The 19,419-nt window shown below is 42.4% G+C and carries 14 protein-coding genes and 4 tRNA genes; 6 read left to right on the top strand and 12 right to left on the bottom strand.

Annotated elements, in window-relative coordinates; translation table 11 throughout:
* Positions 1-40: 40 nt before the first annotated feature.
* From J3U64_RS07770 to J3U64_RS07735, 8 genes are all read right to left on the bottom strand, one after another.
* Positions 41-2,863 carry a 2-oxoglutarate dehydrogenase E1 component gene (locus J3U64_RS07770; protein ID WP_100141519.1) on the bottom strand — a complete coding sequence of 941 codons (2,823 nt, stop codon included), beginning with the start codon at positions 2,861-2,863 and terminating at the stop codon, positions 41-43.
* Positions 2,864-3,060: 197 nt separating this feature from the next.
* A complete protein-coding gene (gene gltA / locus J3U64_RS07765; protein ID WP_100141520.1) occupies positions 3,061-4,344 on the bottom strand; it encodes a citrate synthase in 1,284 nt (427 codons plus the stop codon).
* A gap of 73 nt (positions 4,345-4,417) precedes the next feature.
* Entirely contained in the window at positions 4,418-4,675 is a 258-nt protein-coding gene (locus J3U64_RS07760) for a succinate dehydrogenase assembly factor 2 (RefSeq protein ID WP_100152102.1), read from the bottom strand.
* The gene (locus J3U64_RS07755; protein ID WP_100141522.1) at positions 4,675-5,379 is read right to left on the bottom strand and encodes a succinate dehydrogenase iron-sulfur subunit; all 705 of its coding nucleotides are present in this window, start codon (positions 5,377-5,379) and stop codon (positions 4,675-4,677) included. The genes J3U64_RS07760 and J3U64_RS07755 overlap by 1 nt, the downstream gene beginning before the upstream one ends.
* A gap of 12 nt (positions 5,380-5,391) precedes the next feature.
* Positions 5,392-7,161, bottom strand: coding sequence for a succinate dehydrogenase flavoprotein subunit (gene sdhA, locus J3U64_RS07750; protein WP_100141523.1), 1,770 nt, complete (start codon positions 7,159-7,161; stop codon positions 5,392-5,394).
* A gap of 2 nt (positions 7,162-7,163) precedes the next feature.
* Complete coding sequence (gene sdhD, locus J3U64_RS07745; protein WP_267389978.1) at positions 7,164-7,511, bottom strand: succinate dehydrogenase, hydrophobic membrane anchor protein; 348 nt, start codon at positions 7,509-7,511, stop codon at positions 7,164-7,166.
* Positions 7,508-7,888, bottom strand: a complete 381-nt coding sequence (gene sdhC / locus J3U64_RS07740; RefSeq protein ID WP_100152105.1) for a succinate dehydrogenase, cytochrome b556 subunit — start codon at positions 7,886-7,888, stop codon at positions 7,508-7,510. Before sdhC ends, sdhD begins: the two co-directional genes overlap by 4 nt.
* 139 nt (positions 7,889-8,027) lie before the next feature.
* A complete protein-coding gene (locus J3U64_RS07735; protein WP_267389977.1) occupies positions 8,028-8,795 on the bottom strand; it encodes a GntR family transcriptional regulator in 768 nt (255 codons plus the stop codon).
* 223 nt (positions 8,796-9,018) lie between these two features.
* On the opposite strand from J3U64_RS07735, the gene J3U64_RS07730 reads away from it, so the two are divergent.
* The gene (locus tag J3U64_RS07730) at positions 9,019-9,996 is read left to right on the top strand and encodes a malate dehydrogenase (RefSeq protein WP_267408823.1); all 978 of its coding nucleotides are present in this window, start codon (positions 9,019-9,021) and stop codon (positions 9,994-9,996) included.
* A gap of 58 nt (positions 9,997-10,054) precedes the next feature.
* Here the strand turns inward: J3U64_RS07730 and J3U64_RS09990 are convergent, their stop codons facing one another.
* Positions 10,055-10,231 (bottom strand): protein MIGRI, encoded by a 177-nt coding sequence (locus tag J3U64_RS09990; RefSeq protein WP_416384666.1) that lies wholly within the window; start codon positions 10,229-10,231, stop codon positions 10,055-10,057.
* An 80-nt stretch (positions 10,232-10,311) separates the two neighbouring features.
* Between J3U64_RS09990 and metX the strand changes: the two genes are divergently transcribed.
* From metX to J3U64_RS07710, 4 genes are all read left to right on the top strand, one after another.
* Entirely contained in the window at positions 10,312-11,451 is a 1,140-nt protein-coding gene (gene metX / locus J3U64_RS07725; RefSeq protein ID WP_267408822.1) for a homoserine O-succinyltransferase MetX, read from the top strand.
* Entirely contained in the window at positions 11,448-12,044 is a 597-nt protein-coding gene (metW, locus tag J3U64_RS07720) for a methionine biosynthesis protein MetW (protein WP_267408821.1), read from the top strand. The genes metX and metW overlap by 4 nt, the downstream gene beginning before the upstream one ends.
* Positions 12,045-12,316: 272 nt before the next feature.
* The gene (gene argS, locus J3U64_RS07715; RefSeq protein ID WP_267408820.1) at positions 12,317-14,038 is read left to right on the top strand and encodes an arginine--tRNA ligase; all 1,722 of its coding nucleotides are present in this window, start codon (positions 12,317-12,319) and stop codon (positions 14,036-14,038) included.
* Positions 14,039-14,335: 297 nt separating this feature from the next.
* Positions 14,336-14,420, top strand: a tRNA-Leu gene (locus J3U64_RS07710).
* A 465-nt stretch (positions 14,421-14,885) separates the two neighbouring features.
* Here J3U64_RS07710 and J3U64_RS07705 read toward each other — a convergent pair.
* From J3U64_RS07705 to J3U64_RS07695, 3 genes are all read right to left on the bottom strand, one after another.
* A tRNA-Val gene (locus tag J3U64_RS07705) sits at positions 14,886-14,961 on the bottom strand.
* Between the two features lie 26 nt (positions 14,962-14,987).
* Positions 14,988-15,064, bottom strand: a tRNA-Asp gene (locus tag J3U64_RS07700).
* Positions 15,065-15,096: 32 nt separating this feature from the next.
* A tRNA-Val gene (locus tag J3U64_RS07695) sits at positions 15,097-15,172 on the bottom strand.
* A gap of 886 nt (positions 15,173-16,058) precedes the next feature.
* On the opposite strand from J3U64_RS07695, the gene J3U64_RS07690 reads away from it, so the two are divergent.
* Positions 16,059-19,412, top strand: coding sequence for a PilC/PilY family type IV pilus protein (locus J3U64_RS07690; protein WP_267408819.1), 3,354 nt, complete (start codon positions 16,059-16,061; stop codon positions 19,410-19,412).
* The last annotated feature ends 7 nt before the right edge of the window (positions 19,413-19,419 follow it).

The raw sequence follows: 19,419 nt of genomic DNA, 5'->3' as shown, positions 1-19,419 counted from the left end.
GCCACCACACAGGTGGCCGGTTATTCATTACAGATTCGGATTATTTCAATTCCAGAGCATCATCAACCAATTGTTTCAGCTGAGCAACATGTTTGCTCATATAGCCCACAGCTGGAGAGGCGCTGGCAGGACGGCCGGCAAAAATAACTTTCTGCTTGCTGCTGGCAATCGCTTCAATGCGGTGACGGATCTGGAACCATGCACCCTGATTTTTCGGTTCTTCCTGAGCCCACAGAATTTCAGTAGCATTCGGGTAGCGGCTTAGTTCAGCAGCCAGTTGCTCGTAAGGGAAAGGATACAACTGTTCAACACGCACAATCGCGATATCCTTGCCTAAATCACGTTCCATACGTGCTTTATTGATATCGTAGTACACCTGACCGGCACACAGAATCACACGCTTAACAGTATTTTCATTGCCCTCAACCTGATCACCGATTACCGGTCTGAAAGAATGGCCTTCAGTGAAATCACTGAGCGGACTCATAGACTCATTGAAACGCAACAGACGTTTGGACATGAAAATAACTAGAGGCTTACGATACGGACGCAATACCTGACGACGCAACACATGGAACATCTGCGAAGCTTCAGACGGCATTACAACCTGAATATTTTCTTCAGAACACAATTGCAGCCAGCGTTCCAGACGACCAGAAGAGTGCTCAGGACCTTGTCCATCATAACCGTGCGGTAAAATCACCGTTAGACCACACAGACGACCCCATTTGGTTTCACCTGAAGTGATAAATTGGTCAATGGCAACCTGTGCACCATTGGCAAAATCACCAAACTGACCTTCCCAGATAACTAAACGATCTGGAGCACTGCAAGCAAAACCATATTCATAAGCCAATACAGCTTCTTCATTCAGAATGGAATCAATTACCAAGAAAGAAGCCTGATTATCACTCAAGTTACGCAATGGTACGTAAGCACCAGCATCACTTTTTTCCCGTTTCTGATCATGCAGCACAGCATGGCGATGCGAGAATGTTCCGCGACCGGAATCTTCACCAGAAATACGTACACCATTACCATTGGTTACTAAGCTTGCATAAGCAAGTGTTTCAGCCATACCCCAATCAACAGGTTGAGTACCCTCTGCCATAGCAACACGGTTAGCCAACATTCTTTTAACAGTATTATGTGGCGTAAAGCCCTCAGGCAGCGCAGTAAATTTAGCAGTAAGACGTTTAATATCGGCCTCAGGAATACCGGTTTCTACCGGATGATTCCAGTGAGTACCAATATATGGTGTCCAGTCTACAGCATGCTTGTGGTTGTAATCAGTCAGCGTGGTCTGTTCTACATGCTCACCTTTATCCAGCGCATCACGATAAGCCTGAATCATTCCATCAGCTGCTTCTTTGCTAATCACATTTTCATTTACCAGACGGTCTGAATACAATGCACGGGTACCCGGATGCTGATGAATCTTGTTGTACATCATAGGCTGCGTGAGCATCGGGTCATCACCCTCGTTATGGCCCAGTTTGCGGAAGCAAACGATATCCACAACTACATCTTTGCCGAAAGACTTACGATAATCCATCGCCAGTCCCATTACATAGCTCACTGCTTCAGGATCATCACCGTTTACATGGAAAATCGGCGCATCAACCATTTTAGCCAAATCAGTGCAGTACACGGTAGAACGGGTATCGCGTAAATCAGAAGTCGTAAAACCAATCTGATTATTAATTACAATATGAATCGTGCCACCGGTGGTATAACCACGGGTTTGAGACAGGTTGAAATTAGCCTGATTCACACCCAGACCAATGAACGCAGAATCACCATGAATCAGTACCGGTAATACTGCTTTACGACCTGACTCCCCACGGCGTTTCTGGCGTGCACGTACAGCACCTTCCACAACTGGATTCACAATTTCCAGATGAGATGGATTGAATGCCAGAGAAACATGCAGCGGACCATTACCAGTAGCCAAGTCAGATGTGAAGCCCATATGGTATTTCACGTCACCACTTGGTAGCGTCGTAGTATATTTACCTTCAAACTCGCTAAACAAATCGCGAGGTTCTTTGCCTAGGATGTTAACCAGCACGTTCAAACGGCCACGGTGCGCCATACCAATCATGACTTCTTCTACACCCTGACTGCCACAATGCTGCATCAGATAATCCAGCGCAACAATGGTACTTTCGCCGCCTTCCAGAGAAAAACGTTTTTGACCCACATAGCGAGTATGCAGGTAGCGCTCTAGGGTTTCAGCCGCAGTAAGCTGCTTCAGAATACGGCGTTTGTGTTCAGGAGTATAACTACCGGCAGACAAATCTTTTTCTACACGATCTTGCACCCAGTTACGCTCATCTGGACGAGTAATGTGCATAAATTCCACACCAACCGTACCACAATAAGTCTGATCCAGTTTATTTATAATTTCAGACAAAGGCAGCTGCTGGCTGCGGGAAAAATCACTGCCAGTATAGAATTTAGTAGACATATCAGCAGCAGTCAGACCGTACTGTGCCGGATCCAGCTCAGCCAGATATTCTTTTGGACGCCGTTTCAACGGATCCAGATTAGCATTACGGCTGCCCAGAATACGATAAGCATTCATCAGATTTAAAACTGATACTTGCTTTTGCAACATATTTAAATCAACACTGCCCTGTGCAGCACCATGCTGTTTGGACAGATTTACAAACGACTCTTGAATCGGTAATTGCGGTATATCTTTGGCAACATAGCCCGGCAAAGCAGCCACTTTGTCAAAATAATCTTTCCAGTATTCATCAACTGAATCTCTATCTTTCAGGTAGCTCTCGTATAACTCCTCTATATAAGGAGCATTGGCACCGTATAAATAAGAAAGACTGGTTTTTTCTTCCATCATGGTAAAAACCCTTTTTTACCTTAAACTATAAAACAGGAATATAACTATCCCCTACCAATATTCAACTCGAGAATCGAATGCCGATTCCAGATTACCGCATATCAACATACCGATTCCAGATCACCACGCAAACACATGGGGATGAAGCATTAGTATGTTTCAGGCAGCTAAAAAGCTGCCTGAATACACCAACTAGATTAGCGTTTATCTACAGGTAGATAATCGCGACGGCCGGCCCCAGTATATAACTGCCTTGGACGGCCGATTTTCTGATGTGGGTCAGCAATCATTTCATGCCAATGTGAAACCCAGCCTACTGTTCGCGCAAGAGCAAACAAAACAGTAAACATCGTTGTAGGAATGCCCAAAGCACTCAGAACAATACCAGAATAAAAGTCTACATTTGGATAAAGCTTGCGTTCAATGAAATAAGGATCTTCCAAAGCGATTTTTTCCAAAGCCATTGCCAGCTTGAATTTAGGACTATCGTGTAAACCCAGCTCATTGAGCACTTCATCACAAGTCTGTTTCATGATTTTGGCTCGAGGATCCATGTTTTTATAAACACGGTGTCCAAAACCCATCAGACGATAACGTTTTTCTTTAACTCCCTGCATAAATTCTTCAACGCGGGATACATCACCAATTTCATCCAGCATTTTCAGTACAGCCTCATTGGCACCGCCATGAGCCGGACCCCACAAACAAGCAATACCTGCTGCAATACAGGCAAAGGGATTGGCTCCGGACGAACCGGCCAGACGTACAGTAGAAGTGGAAGCATTCTGCTCATGATCAGCATGCAGAATAAAAATCCGATCCAAAGCACGTTCTAGCACAGGATTAACCACATAATCCTCAGTTGGCTTGGCAAACATCATATGCATGAAATTGCCAGTATAAGACAGACTGTTACGCGGATAATTGAAAGGTAAACCTTTTGAATAGCGATAGCACATGGCCGCCAGTGTCGGAACCTTGGCAATCATACGGTATTCAGCGATCCGACGATGCTCAGGATTGCTGATATCCAGACTATCCTGATAAAACGCCGCCAGTGCACCTACAACCCCCACCATCATTGACATCGGATGAGCATCACGACGAAAACCCCGAAAGAACCAAGTCAACTGCTCATGCACCATGTTATGACGCAACACACCCAGTTCAAATTTCTGTTTTTCGACTGCATTAGGTAATTCACCATAGATAAGCAAATAACAGGTTTCCAAATAATCACTCTGTTCTGCCAGTTGCTCAATGGGATATCCCCGATAATATAACTGCCCCTTTTCACCATCAATGAAGGTGATTTTCGATTCACAGGATGCGGTTGAAGTAAAACCTGGATCAAACATAAACATGTTGGTCGTACCATACAGTTTACGAATATCAACCACATCTGGTCCCAGCGTACCAGATAACACTGGCATTTCAAAAGGCTCTTGCCCCTCGACGTTGAGTATAGCGTTCTTGGTCATCCCTAACTCCTTAATTTTCAATTTTTCTATTTAAATAATCTAAACTTAAATACATTAACAAAAGTAAGGCGTTTCACAACCTCTCAGCCTGTCTGATTTTTTCCAGAACAGGCTCAAATTCAGGGTACGCACATTCTTCCGCTTTATTGATTAATGCCAGAATTTCCGGATCCGGCAAATCCATTAACGCCACAAAAGCTGCCAGCTCACTATCCGACAAATGGTCAAAAACCTGTGTCATGAATCTGCCTAGAATAATATCTAGTTCCAGCAAACCCCTGCGAGCTAACCAACGAATGCGGCGTTTGGCATTATCATCAAAGTGTTGCATCAAATTGCTCTTCTTAACATTAAATCTTTAATCTTGCCTATAGCTCGAGTCGGATTAAGGTGTTTCGGACAAACATCCACACAATTCATAATCGTATGGCAGCGAAACAAGCGATATGGATCATTAAGATTATCGAGTCGTTCATTAGTACGCGTATCACGAGTATCGGCAATAAAACGATAAGCATTGAGCAGACCAGAGGGACCTACAAACTTATCGGGATTCCACCAAAATGAAGGGCAAGAAGTTGAGCAGCAAGCACAAAGAATACATTCATAAAGACCATCTAGCTCCTTACGCTCAGCCTGTGTTTGCAAGCGTTCACGCGTTGGTGCTGCTGTATCATTAACCAGATAAGGTTTAATAGAATGATATTGATTAAAAAACTGCGTAAAATCAACAATCAAATCTCGGATTACAGGTAAGGCCGGCAAAGGTTTCAACACAATCGGCTGCTTCAGGCTACGAATATCCGTCAGACAGGACAACCCGTTTTTACCATTGATATTCATACCATCCGAACCACAGATACCTTCACGGCAGGAACGGCGGAAAGACAGACTATCGTCCTGTGCTTTCAGCTTAATCAGCGCATCTAGCAGCTTGACATCTGTTGGTTCAATTTCAAGTTCATAATCTTTCATGTACGGCTTAGCATCCACATCGGGATTATAGCGGTACACCTGGAAGCGGATTTTTTCCATCTTGATAGTTCCTTAGTAAACGCGTTCAGCCGGTTTTATATATTCCACACTCAAAGGTTTAGTGTGTACTGGTTTATATTCCAGATGCTGATCTTCAGCGTAATACAATGTGTGTTTCATCCAATTTTCATCGTCACGTTTAGGGTGATCATCAGAAGCATGAGCACCACGTGATTCTTTACGTGCAGCAGCAGAAACCAGTGTAGCCTGAGCCACTTCAATCAGGTTATCCAGTTCCAGCGCTTCAAGTCGTGCTGTATTCCAAACCTTACTCTTATCGTGAATCTGAGATTTAGCCACACGAGTAGCTATCTCATTGATTTTATCTACGCCTTCTTTTAACAAGGCATCGGTGCGGAATACACCAGCATGCGACTGTACACAACGCTGCAAATCAGTACGAACATCAGACACTTCTTCACCATTCGTCTGATTTTCCAGTCGGCTGAGACGTGCCAAGGTTTTCTCACCGGCATCAGCTGGCAATTCACGATGAGCAACCTGCTGATTAATATACTCAATCATGTGGTCACCGGCCGCTTTACCAAACACCACCAAATCAAGTAAAGAATTAGTACCCAGACGGTTGGCTCCGTGCACAGATGCACACGCACACTCACCTGCAGCATAAAAACCAGGTACAGGAGCTTCCAGATCATCACCTTTGGCCATAACTACCTGACCATGATAATTAGTCGGAATACCACCCATCATATAGTGACAGGTTGGCACCACCGGTATCGGGTCTTTAATCGGATCCACACCGGCAAACTGAATGGAAATTTCGCGAATACCCGGCAATTTTTCCATAATTTTCTGCGCACCTAGGTGGTCCACTTTTAGCAAAACATGATCTTTATTTTTACCGACACCACGGCCTTCATGAATTTCAATAGCCATCGCACGAGACACTACATCGCGGCATGCTAAGTCTTTTACAGTAGGTGCATAGCGTTCCATAAAACGCTCACCTTCACTGTTTAGCAAGATTCCACCTTCACCACGTACGCCTTCAGTAATCAGCACACCAGCACCTGCCAAACCTGTAGGGTGGAACTGCCAAAACTCCATGTCTTCCAATGGAATACCTGCACGAGCTGCAATCCCCAGTCCATCGCCGGTATTCATATAGGCATTAGTAGAGGAAGCATAAATACGACCGGCACCGCCAGTTGCAAAAAGCACAGCCTTAGCATGCAGAATGTAAACTTCACCAGTTTCCATTTCCATGGCAACGACACCAATGACCACACCCTCCGAATCCCGAATCAGATCCAGCGCTGCCCACTCTACAAAGAACTGAGTTTCAGCATGAACATTTTGCTGATACAAAGTATGCAGCATGGCATGGCCAGTACGGTCAGCCACGGCACAAGCACGCTCCACAGCTCTTTTACCAAATTCGGCAGTATGCCCGCCAAAAGGACGCTGATAAATTTTGCCGGATTCAACACGGTCAAATGGCATACCCATGTGTTCCAGCTCTACCACCGCATCAGGTGCACGACGAGTCATGAACTCAATTGCGTCCTGATCACCCAGCCAGTCAGAACCCTTTACGGTATCGTACATGTGCCAGCTCCAGTGGTCTTCCTGCACATTACCCAGCGAGGCGGAAATACCACCCTGAGCAGCAACCGTATGCGAACGAGTTGGGAAAACTTTAGATAGCACCACTGTATTTAAACCTGCTTTAGATAATTGCAGAGCCGCACGAAGCCCTGCACCACCGCCGCCAACAATTACTGCATCAAAACGACGTACCGGCAAACTCTTGGGCATACTCATGCTAACCCCCAAATCACTTTAACAGAATAAATCAGACTGCCTAACAGCCATAAAATAGTAGCCACATGTAAAAACAGGCGTAAACCCGCCGGTTTAATGTAATCCATCCATAAATCACGAATACCAATCCAGGCATGCATCACCAGTGCCAGCACAAATATCTGAGTCACCACGCGCACCCAAGTCAGGCTAAAAAAACAGCGCCAATCCTGATAAGTATGGGGTAAACAGATGATCATGATTAAAAACAGCACTGAATACACCAGCATGATGACAGCGGTGATGCGCTGCATAATCCAGTCGCGCAAGCCATAGTGCGCGCCAGCTAATTTACGGTCTATCATGATAATAAACACGCTCCATAAATAATAACGGTCAATACAATTGCACATACCACCACAGCTTTGGCAGAAGCTCGTGCTGTTTTCAGTTCTGTACCTTTATGTATATCCAGAAGCAGAAAGCGAATACCGGCCAGACTGTGATAAACGTAAGCCAGCAACAGCACAAAAAGAATGCACTTAACCAAAGGATGGTGTACTAATGCCTGATAAGTATTAAACGCAGATTCATGGGACAGCGTACCTGCAAACAGCCACAATAAAACCGGAATACAGATAAACAGTGCCACACCACTGAAACGATGAAAAATAGATACAATACCCGGAATGGGTAATCGTATCTTTTGAATATCCAGATAAACTGGCCTTTCCTTTTGCATCGGTAACTCCTCTTGATTATTAGAAGATTTAACTCAAAACCAGCGACTCACGCCGCCTCAAACCGAAATTTACTGCAATTGACCCAGTTTTTAACAAACCAGTCAAAAAACAACAGATAAATTATTTACAATTCAGTCTTCAAAAATCTGCTGAGCTTTTTAATGAAAGCTGCAAAGCCTGACTTCCGAATTGTAAATAACGCCGGCGCCACTCATAAGCTACACCGTCAACACTCTGACTTAGGCGCCCCAGACAAAGTGCAGATGTAACCACATCCGCTTTTAACAGTTTGGCTGTTTCTGCACGCAGCGAAGTCTGCCAGAGCCATTGTTGCGCAGTATCCACCAGAACATCATATTCAATCAACAAAAAAGCATAAAAACTACCGCGGCGACGCACAAAACGTACATTTAAATCCGGTAATAATGCAACAGGTAAATACATTTCATCTACTGCCACCTCTGTATAACCAGTACGCCACAGCAACATAATTTTCCAAACAGATTCTGACACCTTAATACCCAGCTGCTCAGCCGTTTCTTCATCAGCAGCGGCAACCGCAAGACTCAATACTTCAGCCACAGGCCAGATTTTTTCCAGCCTATCCTTGTGTAAGGCAGGTATTTCCGTAAAAGGAAAACAACCCCAATCCCAGTTTTGCTTAGTAACAAAAGTACCCACCCCTTGCTGGCGCTGCAAAATACCACGCGCCGCCAATTCACTCAGACCCTTACGTATCGTACCCTGACTGACTTTCCACTGCTCTGCCAGATTCCATTCGCTTGGAAGAGGCTGGCCAGGTTTGAAATCGCCATCCACAAGTAGGTGTACTACCCGCTTCATGACAGACTGATATAGAGGAATATGCCTTTTAAGCGGATTAAGTTTGAATCTATTGTACGACATTTCTAACTCAAGTAAACAAAGTCTTATATAAGACATAAGATATCACAAAAATTGCTAAAATATTCTCAAAAAACATCATTCCATTACGTCAATTAATTTAATTTTGAACAAAATTTTGCTATCATACCGACCATAATTTTGTGGTGCAGCATCATCAACCACCTTGTAAAGACAAGAAAAACTATTTGTTGTCGTGTTTATTTATTAATTAAGAGGACAAGTTATGAAAAAACCTGTACGCATTGCCGTAACGGGTGCTACTGGCCAGATTGGTTATGCTCTGCTATTCCGTATCGCCAGCGGCGATATGCTTGGAACCGATACACCGGTTATTCTTCAACTGCTTGATTTGCCACAATCACAGACTGCTGCACAGGGTGTCATGATGGAATTGCAGGATTGTGCATTTCCCTTACTGGTTGATATGTTTGCAACTCATGATCCAGAAGTAGCATTTAAAGATGCGGATATTGCCATTCTTGTGGGCGCTCGCCCGCGCAGCAAAGGAATGGAACGCAGCGATTTACTTCAAGCAAACGCCGAAATCTTCGCAACTCAGGGTGCGGCGCTAAATAAAGTAGCCAGCCGCAATGTTAAAGTAGTAGTGGTTGGCAATCCAGCCAATACCAATGCTTACATTGCCATGAAATCGGCGCCCGATTTACCCGCTAAAAATTTCACTGCACTGATGCGTCTGGATCACAATCGCGCACTCAGTCAATTGGCAGAAAAAACGGGTAAGCCAGTAAGTAAAATCAGTAAATTATGCGTTTGGGGCAATCATAGTCCCACCATGTATGCAGATTATCGCTTTGCCACCATTGATAACGAAAATATAGCAGAGATGATTAATGACCAAAGCTGGTATGAGAACGAATTTCTGCCTAAAGTTGGTAAGCGGGGATCAGCAATTATCGAAGCACGTGGCCTTTCCTCTGCAGCTAGTGCGGCCAATGCCATCATTGATCAAATTCATGATTGGGTAATCGGTACTAACGGCGAATGGGTTACTATGGGCGTGCCTTCTGATGGTTCTTATGGTATTCCGGAAGAAATGGTATTTGGCTTCCCGATGACCTGCGAAAATGGTGAGTACACTATCGTCAAAGATTTGCCAATAGATGAATTCAGCCAGCAACGCATTAATCAGACTCTGGCCGAGCTTGAAGAAGAAAAAGCCGAAGTCAGCAATTTAATTTAACATTTCAAACCTGTTTTCGGCCAGCACTAATTGCTGGCCGTTTTATCTTAGCGAAGCTTCAGTCTCCTTTTAGCACATATAACAAGCATATCAGCGCTGCCATACTTAACAATATTATCGCCAGACTGTTCACCCAGTAATTTATTGATTCTCTATTCCGCTTCCTCAGTACGCATCTGTATATCACCACCAAAAACAAAACAATTATCAACAGACGCAGTAATCGTCCAATCATTTACTTTCCAAAACATGTAATTCTGTGCAAAAAACGTAAAGTCGTTATAATGCCCATTTTCTATTCTTTTACATATTCTCATGAAAGAAATAGACAGTATAGGCCTTGTCACCCCTCAGAAGCTGTTTTTTGACTGCCCGCTCACCCTGCAGAATGGTAGCGTTTTACCACATTTTGAGCTAATGATAGAAACCTATGGCTGTCTAAATGCAGATAAAAGCAATGCGGTACTGATTTGCCATGCGTTGTCTGGAAATCATCATGTTGCAGGTTACCACAATCGCGATGACAAACATCCCGGCTGGTGGGATAACATGGTTGGTCCTGGCAAACCAGTTGATACCAATCGTTTTTTTGTCGTGGGACTGAACAATCTGGGTGGGTGCCATGGCAGCACCGGACCTTTAAGCATCAATCCCACTACCGGACAGGCTTATGGTGCTGAATTTCCAATAGTAACTGTAAAAGATTGGGTGAAAAGCCAAGCTATGCTGGCCGATCGGCTAGGTATCCAGCAATGGGCTGCTATCATGGGTGGCAGTCTAGGTGGAATGCAGGCACTACAATGGGCCATTGATCAACCAAAACGATTACGCCATGCGCTGATTATCGCTTCAGCACCCCGTTTATCTACCCAGAATATTGCTTTCAACGATGTCGCTCGACAAGCCATACTGACTGACCCCGACTTCTGTCAGGGTCACTACGTACAACAACAAAAAATTCCACGTCGTGGTTTGCGCATTGCACGAATGATGGGACACATCACTTATCTTGCTGAAGACGGTTTGGGCAAAAAATTTGGCCGGCAAATGCGTCAGCCAAATTATCAATATGATTACAATGTCGAATTTGAAGTAGAATCATACCTACGTTATCAGGGTGACAAATTTGCCGAAATGTTCGATGCCAATAGTTATTTACTAATGACAAAAGCTCTGGATTATTTCGATCCGGCAAAAGATTTTGATGGCAATTTAGTAGCCGCAGTCTCAACAATTCAAGCTAAAATATTTCTGGCCAGCTTCAGCAGTGACTGGCGTTTTTCACCCAGACGATCACAGGAATTGCTGGACGCATTGGTGGCAGCCAACAAACCTGTACAATATATCGCGCTTAACTCCGTTCACGGTCATGATGCTTTTTTAATGGAAGACAAGGATTATCAGGCCGCCATCCGAATTTACTTCAATAACATAGCTAGCGAACTTACATTATGAACACTTCTACTACGCCATTGCGTGGTGACTTACAACTAATTTTCGACTGGATAACTCCAAATAGCCGTGTTCTGGATCTAGGTTGCGGAGATGGAGAATTGCTGGCTGCACTGGTTAAACGCAAAAATTGTCAGGGTTATGGACTGGAAATTGCCACAGACTACGTCCTGGCGGCCATGCAACGTGGTATCAATGTCATACAGGCTGATCTGGAAGCAGGCCTGCAACACTTCAATGATAATAGCTTTGATATTATCGTTTTAAGCCAAACCATTCAATCCATGCAGAATACAGAAAAAATTTTACAGGAAATGAAACGTGTAGCACGTGAAGCCATCGTTACTTTCCCCAATTTTGGCTATTGGCGCAACCGTTTACAAATTGCTTTGCGCGGTCACATGCCAGTATCTGAACGCATGCCCTATCAATGGTATAACACACCCAATATACATTGGTGTACCTTACAGGATTTTGACAAGTTATGTGCCAAAAACCATTTAAATGTGCTGCAACGCGCCGTAATGAGTGGCAATAAACGTATCTCATTGTGGCCAAACCTATTGGGTAGCCTAGCATTTTATCGCGTAGGTTAAAAATATAGAGAAACAGTAGCTCCTGTTTTAAGCCCTAAAGACATCCGCAAGAGTAACCGTCATGTACGCTCTCATTTCTAACTCAAAAAACGTCACATCAACCTAAATTCAACCCCCAGCACATTCATATTCATAACACCAATGTGGATAAAACTATCATTTATCTCACAATCAGCAGCTATCTAAAATCCCATTGCCGATAATAGCCTTTGCGGATGCGATTTAAGCGTATTTATGCGAAAATTAGTCATTTTCTTAAGTACTGAATCAACATGAAATTACATCAACAAGTTGCGGCTGAAGTAACAAAAGCTTTCAGCGCAACCGGACTTGCTGAACACCAGATCATTTTACAACCCGCCAAAAACCGTGATTTTGGTGATTATCAAATTAACGGCGTAATGGGTGCTGCCAAAAAAACAAAGCAGAATCCACGTGAACTGGCAAAAAAAGTTGCTGACGCTCTATCAGACAACCCATTGATAGCCTCCGCCGAGGTTGCCGGTCCCGGCTTCATCAACTTACGATTGCGTCCAGATAAATTAGCCCAGTACATCCAATCGGCTTTACAAAACAAAAATCTGGGGATTGCCCAAAGCAGCACTCCACAAACAGTAGTAATCGATTATTCCTCGCCTAATCTAGCCAAAGAAATGCACGTCGGACATTTGCGGTCAAGCATCATAGGCGATAGTCTCAACCGCATACTGTCCTTTCTTGGCCATAAAGTAATTCCTCAAAATCACGTAGGAGACTGGGGCACCCAGTTTGGTATGCTGGTAGCCTATCTGATAGAACAGCAGAAAAACGGCAATGCAGCACTAGAACTAGCTGATTTAGAACAATTCTACCGCAATGCCAAAGTTCGATTTGACGAAGACGAAAACTTTGCGAATACTGCGCGCGAGTATGTCGTAAAACTTCAGAGTGGTGACAAAGAAGTTTTTGCATTATGGCAGCAATTTGTACAAACATCTCTTCAACACGCACAGGCCATATATCAAAAACTAGGACTGAAACTGCAACCTGAAGATGTAACCGGAGAATCCTTTTACAACGATCAGTTGCAATCTACAGTCAACGAATTGCTGGATAAAGGTATCGCCGTAGACAGTGACGGCACCAAAGTTGTTTTTTTGGAAGAATTTAAAAACCAAGATGATGAACCAGCACCTTTTATTATCCAGAAAAAAGATGGCGGCTTTCTGTACGCTAGCACTGATTTAGCTTGCCTGCGCTATCGCATTAATACCTTGCATGGTGACCGATTAATGTATGTAGTTGATGCACGTCAGAGCCTGCATTTCGACGAACTATTTACCGTAGCACGTAAAGCCGGCTGGCTACCCGATAGCGTGCATGCAGAACATGTACCTTTCGGTACCATGATGGGTAAAGATGGTAAACCGTTCAAAACCCGCAGTGGCGACACCGTAAAATTAATGGATTTAATTAACGAAGCTGTGAATCGCGCTTCCGCCTTAGTAGCTGCTAAAAATCCTAATCTGAGTGCTGACGAAATAGCTCATATCGGAGAGGTAGTTGGCATAGGTGCAGTAAAATACGCAGACCTAAGCAAAAACCGAACCAGTGATTATGTATTCGACTGGGACAGTATGCTGTCACTAGAAGGTAACACTGCCCCTTATTTACAGTATGCCTATACCCGCGTACAAAGCGTCTTCCGTAAAGCAGGCACATGGAATGAACAGGCACCTATTAGCCTCAAAGAACCATTAGAACTCCAGTTGGCTGTAGAACTACTCAAGTTTGAAGATATACTCGATAGCGTGGCAGAAACATCTTTTCCACATTATCTTGCTGCCTATCTGTACCAAATTGCCACCCTATTCAGCCGTTTCTATGAAGCCTGTCCTATTCTTAAAGCAGATGAATCCACGCGCAATAGCCGTTTACAGCTCACCAGCCTGACCGGTAAAACCTTACGACAAGGTCTGGCTTTACTGGGTATTGACACACTGGAAACCATGTAAACCTATTTTCATATGCAGAGAATACAGTACAGTCTGAAGCAAAGTAATTCAGACTGTACTGTATTGAACGACTACATAAATCATATTTGATTAATATCTGTATATGGTATGAAATTCTATTCAACCACAAGTTACTTAAATGAAATCAGTTTATTTCGTCTTTCTAGCAAGGTTTTCTAGAATATTTTTATTGCCTTTAAACCGAATATTTATCTGTTTGTATATTCTTAATTTATTTTTCTTGGCACGTTTTTCAAACTATCTTATAATAATCGTCTGAATCAAGTTTTGATTTATGCGGATATGGCGAAATTGGTAGACGCACCAGATTTAGGTTCTGGCGCCGAAAGGTGTAAGAGTTCGAGTCTCTTTATCCGCACCACAGATTTTAAAAAAGGTATTTTTATTTAAGATACTTTTTTAATACCTCACATTTTCATCATAAATCATATCAACCAGTCTCTGAATCTAGTCCATAATATCTGGCTTTTTCTAAACACAAACTAACTAAATTCTCTATATACCAATATCTTCATTATCTCTATAAATCTCCAAACAAAAGATTAAATGATCTATAGAAATTTGCTCTCTACCCAAATCCAAGAACAATTTTCAAATTTTTTATTCTTCACTCTGATGATATGATGTACGGATGCGCTCAAAGTAATCACAAATATGCTCATGCACTGTTTTCAGCAAACCAAAATTAAATTATGCAGAATAAGTTTAATATTTACTGAATCTAAGTTAAATTGTTTTGCATATATTTATTAAGCTGTCGGCACCACTAAGCAAGCTAATAACTAGGCAAATATGAATAAAACTAGAATGATATAAAAGATATGTTTGGTGGGTGATGACGGAGTCGAACCGCCGACATTCTGCTTGTAAGGCAGACGCTCTACCAACTGAGCTAATCACCCAAAAGAAAACAGCTAAATAGGTATATTGGCGCGGCGGACGGGGCTCGAACCCGCGACCCCCGGCGTGACAGGCCGGTACTCTAACCAACTGAGCTACCACCGCGCAAATTTTATGCTAATGCATAAAATAAAAACTGGTGGGTGATGACGGAGTCGAACCGCCGACATTCTGCTTGTAAGGCAGACGCTCTACCAACTGAGCTAATCACCCTGTGCTGTTGAGGCGCGTATTTAATCACAGTGCCAACACTTCAGCAAGCTATTTTTTAAATTAGCAATCACTTATTAGCTAGTTATATGTTTTTTATAGATATAATTATTAAAGTAGAAATATGACTTATACATTAAATCATTCTGTAACAATAAAATTATAATTCAATTTGAAGATACAACCAATTTAAAACAACCTTACCACAGCCATACATGGCTCAAACCTCAAAAACACACTAATCTATTAATTGTCTTTTTATCCATCACCCCACTACATTACAGCCATACCAGTTTTTTGTTCAGGGGCTAACCAAGCTCAGCTAATCATCAATATCGGGCTGCAAAATTAACAAAACAAAACATGTATAAATGTGCAATAAGCAATAAAATTGCCAATATAGATAAAAAAGGATTTAATAATTCATTACTGAAATCGAAAATTAAACTAAAGTAAAAGCTAAATACAATCTTAAACTACACAATAAACATATTAATAAATATAAAATACGCAATAAAATTTTAATAAATATTGATTAATTTATCCTTTACATTAATTTATTGGCTCTATCTAAGCAAAGTTAATCTGTTTACTTCTAAAATAAATTAAAAGATTATTTTTATTCAGGTTAGCATCCATGAGCATAAAATTGCCTAAAAATTCTTTTGGAATATAAAACACCGGCAAACGTTTTCAGCTACCAATTTACTGTTTAACGGACCACATACATACCTCCAAACTGAATGATTACTCATGTCTGGATAGTATCCAGCATAAATGTCGGGTTAAAAATTAGCCTTTCTAAATATTTTTTTATCACCTCTCTCTGTTCACCTTGCACAAGTTAAACAGCTGGCTAAAAACAGATATTATCAAACGCAGGAAACTTATGAACCAGCAATCTGAAGCCATTCACAATCAGCAAACCAGAAAAGAGCAACTTTATCAAACGCTGCGATGCACCATTCTGGGAATCTTGAGCTTACTGTCCTACTCTACAGTCTCAGCCTCGACCAATATCTTTGCCAATATCCCTTTACACTTACAAAGCAAATCGATTACCACCTCATCCTACAGCGTTAAACCAAATATCACATTCTACATCGACGATTCCGGCAGTATGTCCATGAACATTGTACCTATTACATACAAATGTCGTGTTAGCAAGTGGGTTCCCAATCCAGATGGAAAAGGTGGCTACTGGCCACCTTTTGCTGGCTATGAATACGGTTTTAACGTGAAACCCAAAAATACCTCAGAAGTCCGCTATAGCTGCGATACCTATCGTCGTATCGATTCAGTAAAAGAAGTATTAACAGACATCATCAATAACTATCATGATGATATGTATTTTGCTTTTCGACCCATGTGCGGTACAGGTGACCAAAAAAAATTCAATAAATTTTATGACACTTCAGATCCCGACAATTACCAGAACATGCTGGACAATATTAAAAAACTTGAAACTCCGTGTGATACACCAACCACACGCCAGTTTCCTGTCATCGCCCGTAATCTAGTGATAAACAAACTTAAATACCGTTGTCAAAAATCCTATATCATTCTGTTGAGTGATGGCGAGGCAGACAATACCTACTCCGTATCCGACAAAAACTACAATAACAGCAAAGACTCACGCTACGATGCTTATTTCGACCGTGATTACAGCAGTGAAAATGAGCGCCTCAATTTTCTGGCACGCAATCACAACATCAACAAACCATTTCGTCTGAAATACTACACAGACAGGCTCAATAATTCTAACTTTGGCAACTATATCTACACCAAGGATTATTATAATTCCAGTGGCCGATCCATTAATGCATCACCAGTCAGAAGAAAAACCGATGAAGCAGGCCAACCATGGGATGAAGTTGACCCAAAAACCGGTAAACGCTTCGTTCAAACTGCGCAGACCTTTACCATTGGTGTAGGTTTAGGCCAGCGTAATACCAATGAAGCCAAAATAGCCATTCCTTATCTGGAAAACGGTGCCACACCTAGTGGTGAATTTAATGAAAAAAACAATCCTAAAGGGCGCTTTTTCAACGCCAATTCTCGTGATGAAATTATCAGTGCCTTTGACAAAATTTTTAAAACCATTAAAGGAGAAATAACAGCCTCTACCATTCAAACCACCACTACTGCTCCCACCATTGCCATATCTAACACCAGTATTGGTAATTTATCCATTACCGCCAAAGTCGAAACCGGAGCATGGAGCAGCCGCATCTGTATATCAGATCTCAATAAAAAAAATAACAACGATACCTGCCCTATGCAGCCATCCTTTGATAACCGGCAATTGCTTTTGAACGATGGCAAAAACACCTATCTCTTTGATGGCAATTTAAACACTTTAAACAACAGCACATTTAAAATCAGCAACAATAATAAAAACCGTTTAGAATGGCGCGACGGTTTACTGGCTTGGTTAAACCGCTCTCTTACCGATTCAACACTCAAAAACAATGATTTTGTATTGGATTATCGCACCCGTCGTCCGTTGAAAGATTTTGGCAATACCCGTGATATCGGCGATATCATCGACAACCCAATTCTTACCGCCGGCAATATCGAAAACAATCGCCAGCAATACCTGATTACCTCAGCCAACGACGGCATGGTCTACGTATTTCGCTCAAGCAACAGTTCAAACCACCCGTATGATTTAAAATTCAACTACATGCCAATGGGCATCGAAAGACAAAGTAACAATGGTTCTGATTTGATCGCTCATTACTATAAAGATTTAACCAGTAAAAAATACGGTTCTAACGATTCCTACCCCCATCGCTACCTCCTCAACGGCGGTATGGTCGTACAACAGACTGATGGCAGCAACAATCGCCCACAACAAATTTTTATGGTTTCTACTTTAGGACAGGCTGGGCGCGGCGCCTTTGGTATCAACATCGGCGGGCATGATGTTATAACTGGCCGTCCTCTTGCTGCAGAAAATATGAATTCATCTAATTGGTATCAAGATGTATTTCTGTTTCAGACTCCTAGCGGAAAAGACAACCAATTCGGATATACCATTGGCACACCTGCAATTGCCCGTGTACGCGTAAACAAGGCAGTCAACGCATCGGATACATCTATAACCGACCACATCCGTCAGGCAGCATTCATCAGCAATGGTTACAACTACTCCTCAACTCTGGCTCAGGATATAAGCGCCAAACCCTCCCCTGAATCGGCATTATATATTTACGATATTCTCGGAATCGATGTAGGCACCAAAGCTTACGCACGCACTGGCACAAAAAAAGGGGAATTGATTGCTAAACTGACTGCACCAAATAGTAAAGGCGGTCTATCCAGTCCCACCGTTATTGATATCGATGGTGATGGCATAGCCGACATTGTTTACGCTGGCGACTATGGAGGAAATCTCTATCGCTTTGATTTGCGTTCCCCTAATCCGGCCAACTGGAAAGTGCATAAAATTTTTACTGCTGCTGCTCCTATTACTTCAGCACCAGGTGTAGTTTTGATACAGACACCCGGACAAAATCACAGTACAAGTCAAACCGCGATTATCACGTTTGGCACTGGAAGTGATATTTATCAATCAGACTTGAATAACAAACAGCAGCAATCAGTTTATGGAATCTACGACAATTTAAATCAGACACAAGTAGAAGAAATAAATAAAAATAATTTGTTAAAACAGGAATTTATTCAAAAAGAGCATTATAGACTACTGAGTAATTACCCATTAAACCCAAAAGTTCACCGCGGCTGGTATTTCCAACTGCAAAACAACACTGGAGAACGTGTAGTCACGAAACCAGTGATAGTATCTTATGCCGGAGCTGTCCTTTCACGCACGTACAACGTGAAAAAAGAAAACAAACTTCCTGATCCATGTAAAGTAACTACCACAACACAGCGCACCTCAGTTATCACTGGCAAAATCCAGTATAATGTAAAAAATGGAGGTGCATTACAGATTTCAGATCCTAACTTTGTGTTTGATGAACATGCACCAGCAGGCGCAAGTATCAACAAAGAAGGACCTTTTGGTTTTATAGTATTAGGCTATAATGCTATTGATATAGGTGGGTCGGCTACCCAAAAGCCACTAAGTGAAAAAACGCCTCTCCCAGATAGTTGCTCACGTGCAGCTGTAGTGGCCGCCACAACCGATGGAGAAAAATTAACAGTAAATGTACCACGCTGTCCTATCAGCATTAAGCAACTTTCATGGCGTGAAATAAGAACCAGCTATCATTAATTAAATC

The sequence above is a fragment of the Snodgrassella sp. B3800 genome, assembly GCF_026535865.1.
Taxonomy (GTDB): Bacteria; Pseudomonadota; Gammaproteobacteria; order Burkholderiales; family Neisseriaceae; genus Snodgrassella; species Snodgrassella alvi_E.
The sequence above is the reverse complement of the archived record's forward strand: the minus strand, read 5'-3'. Positions and strand labels throughout refer to the sequence as shown.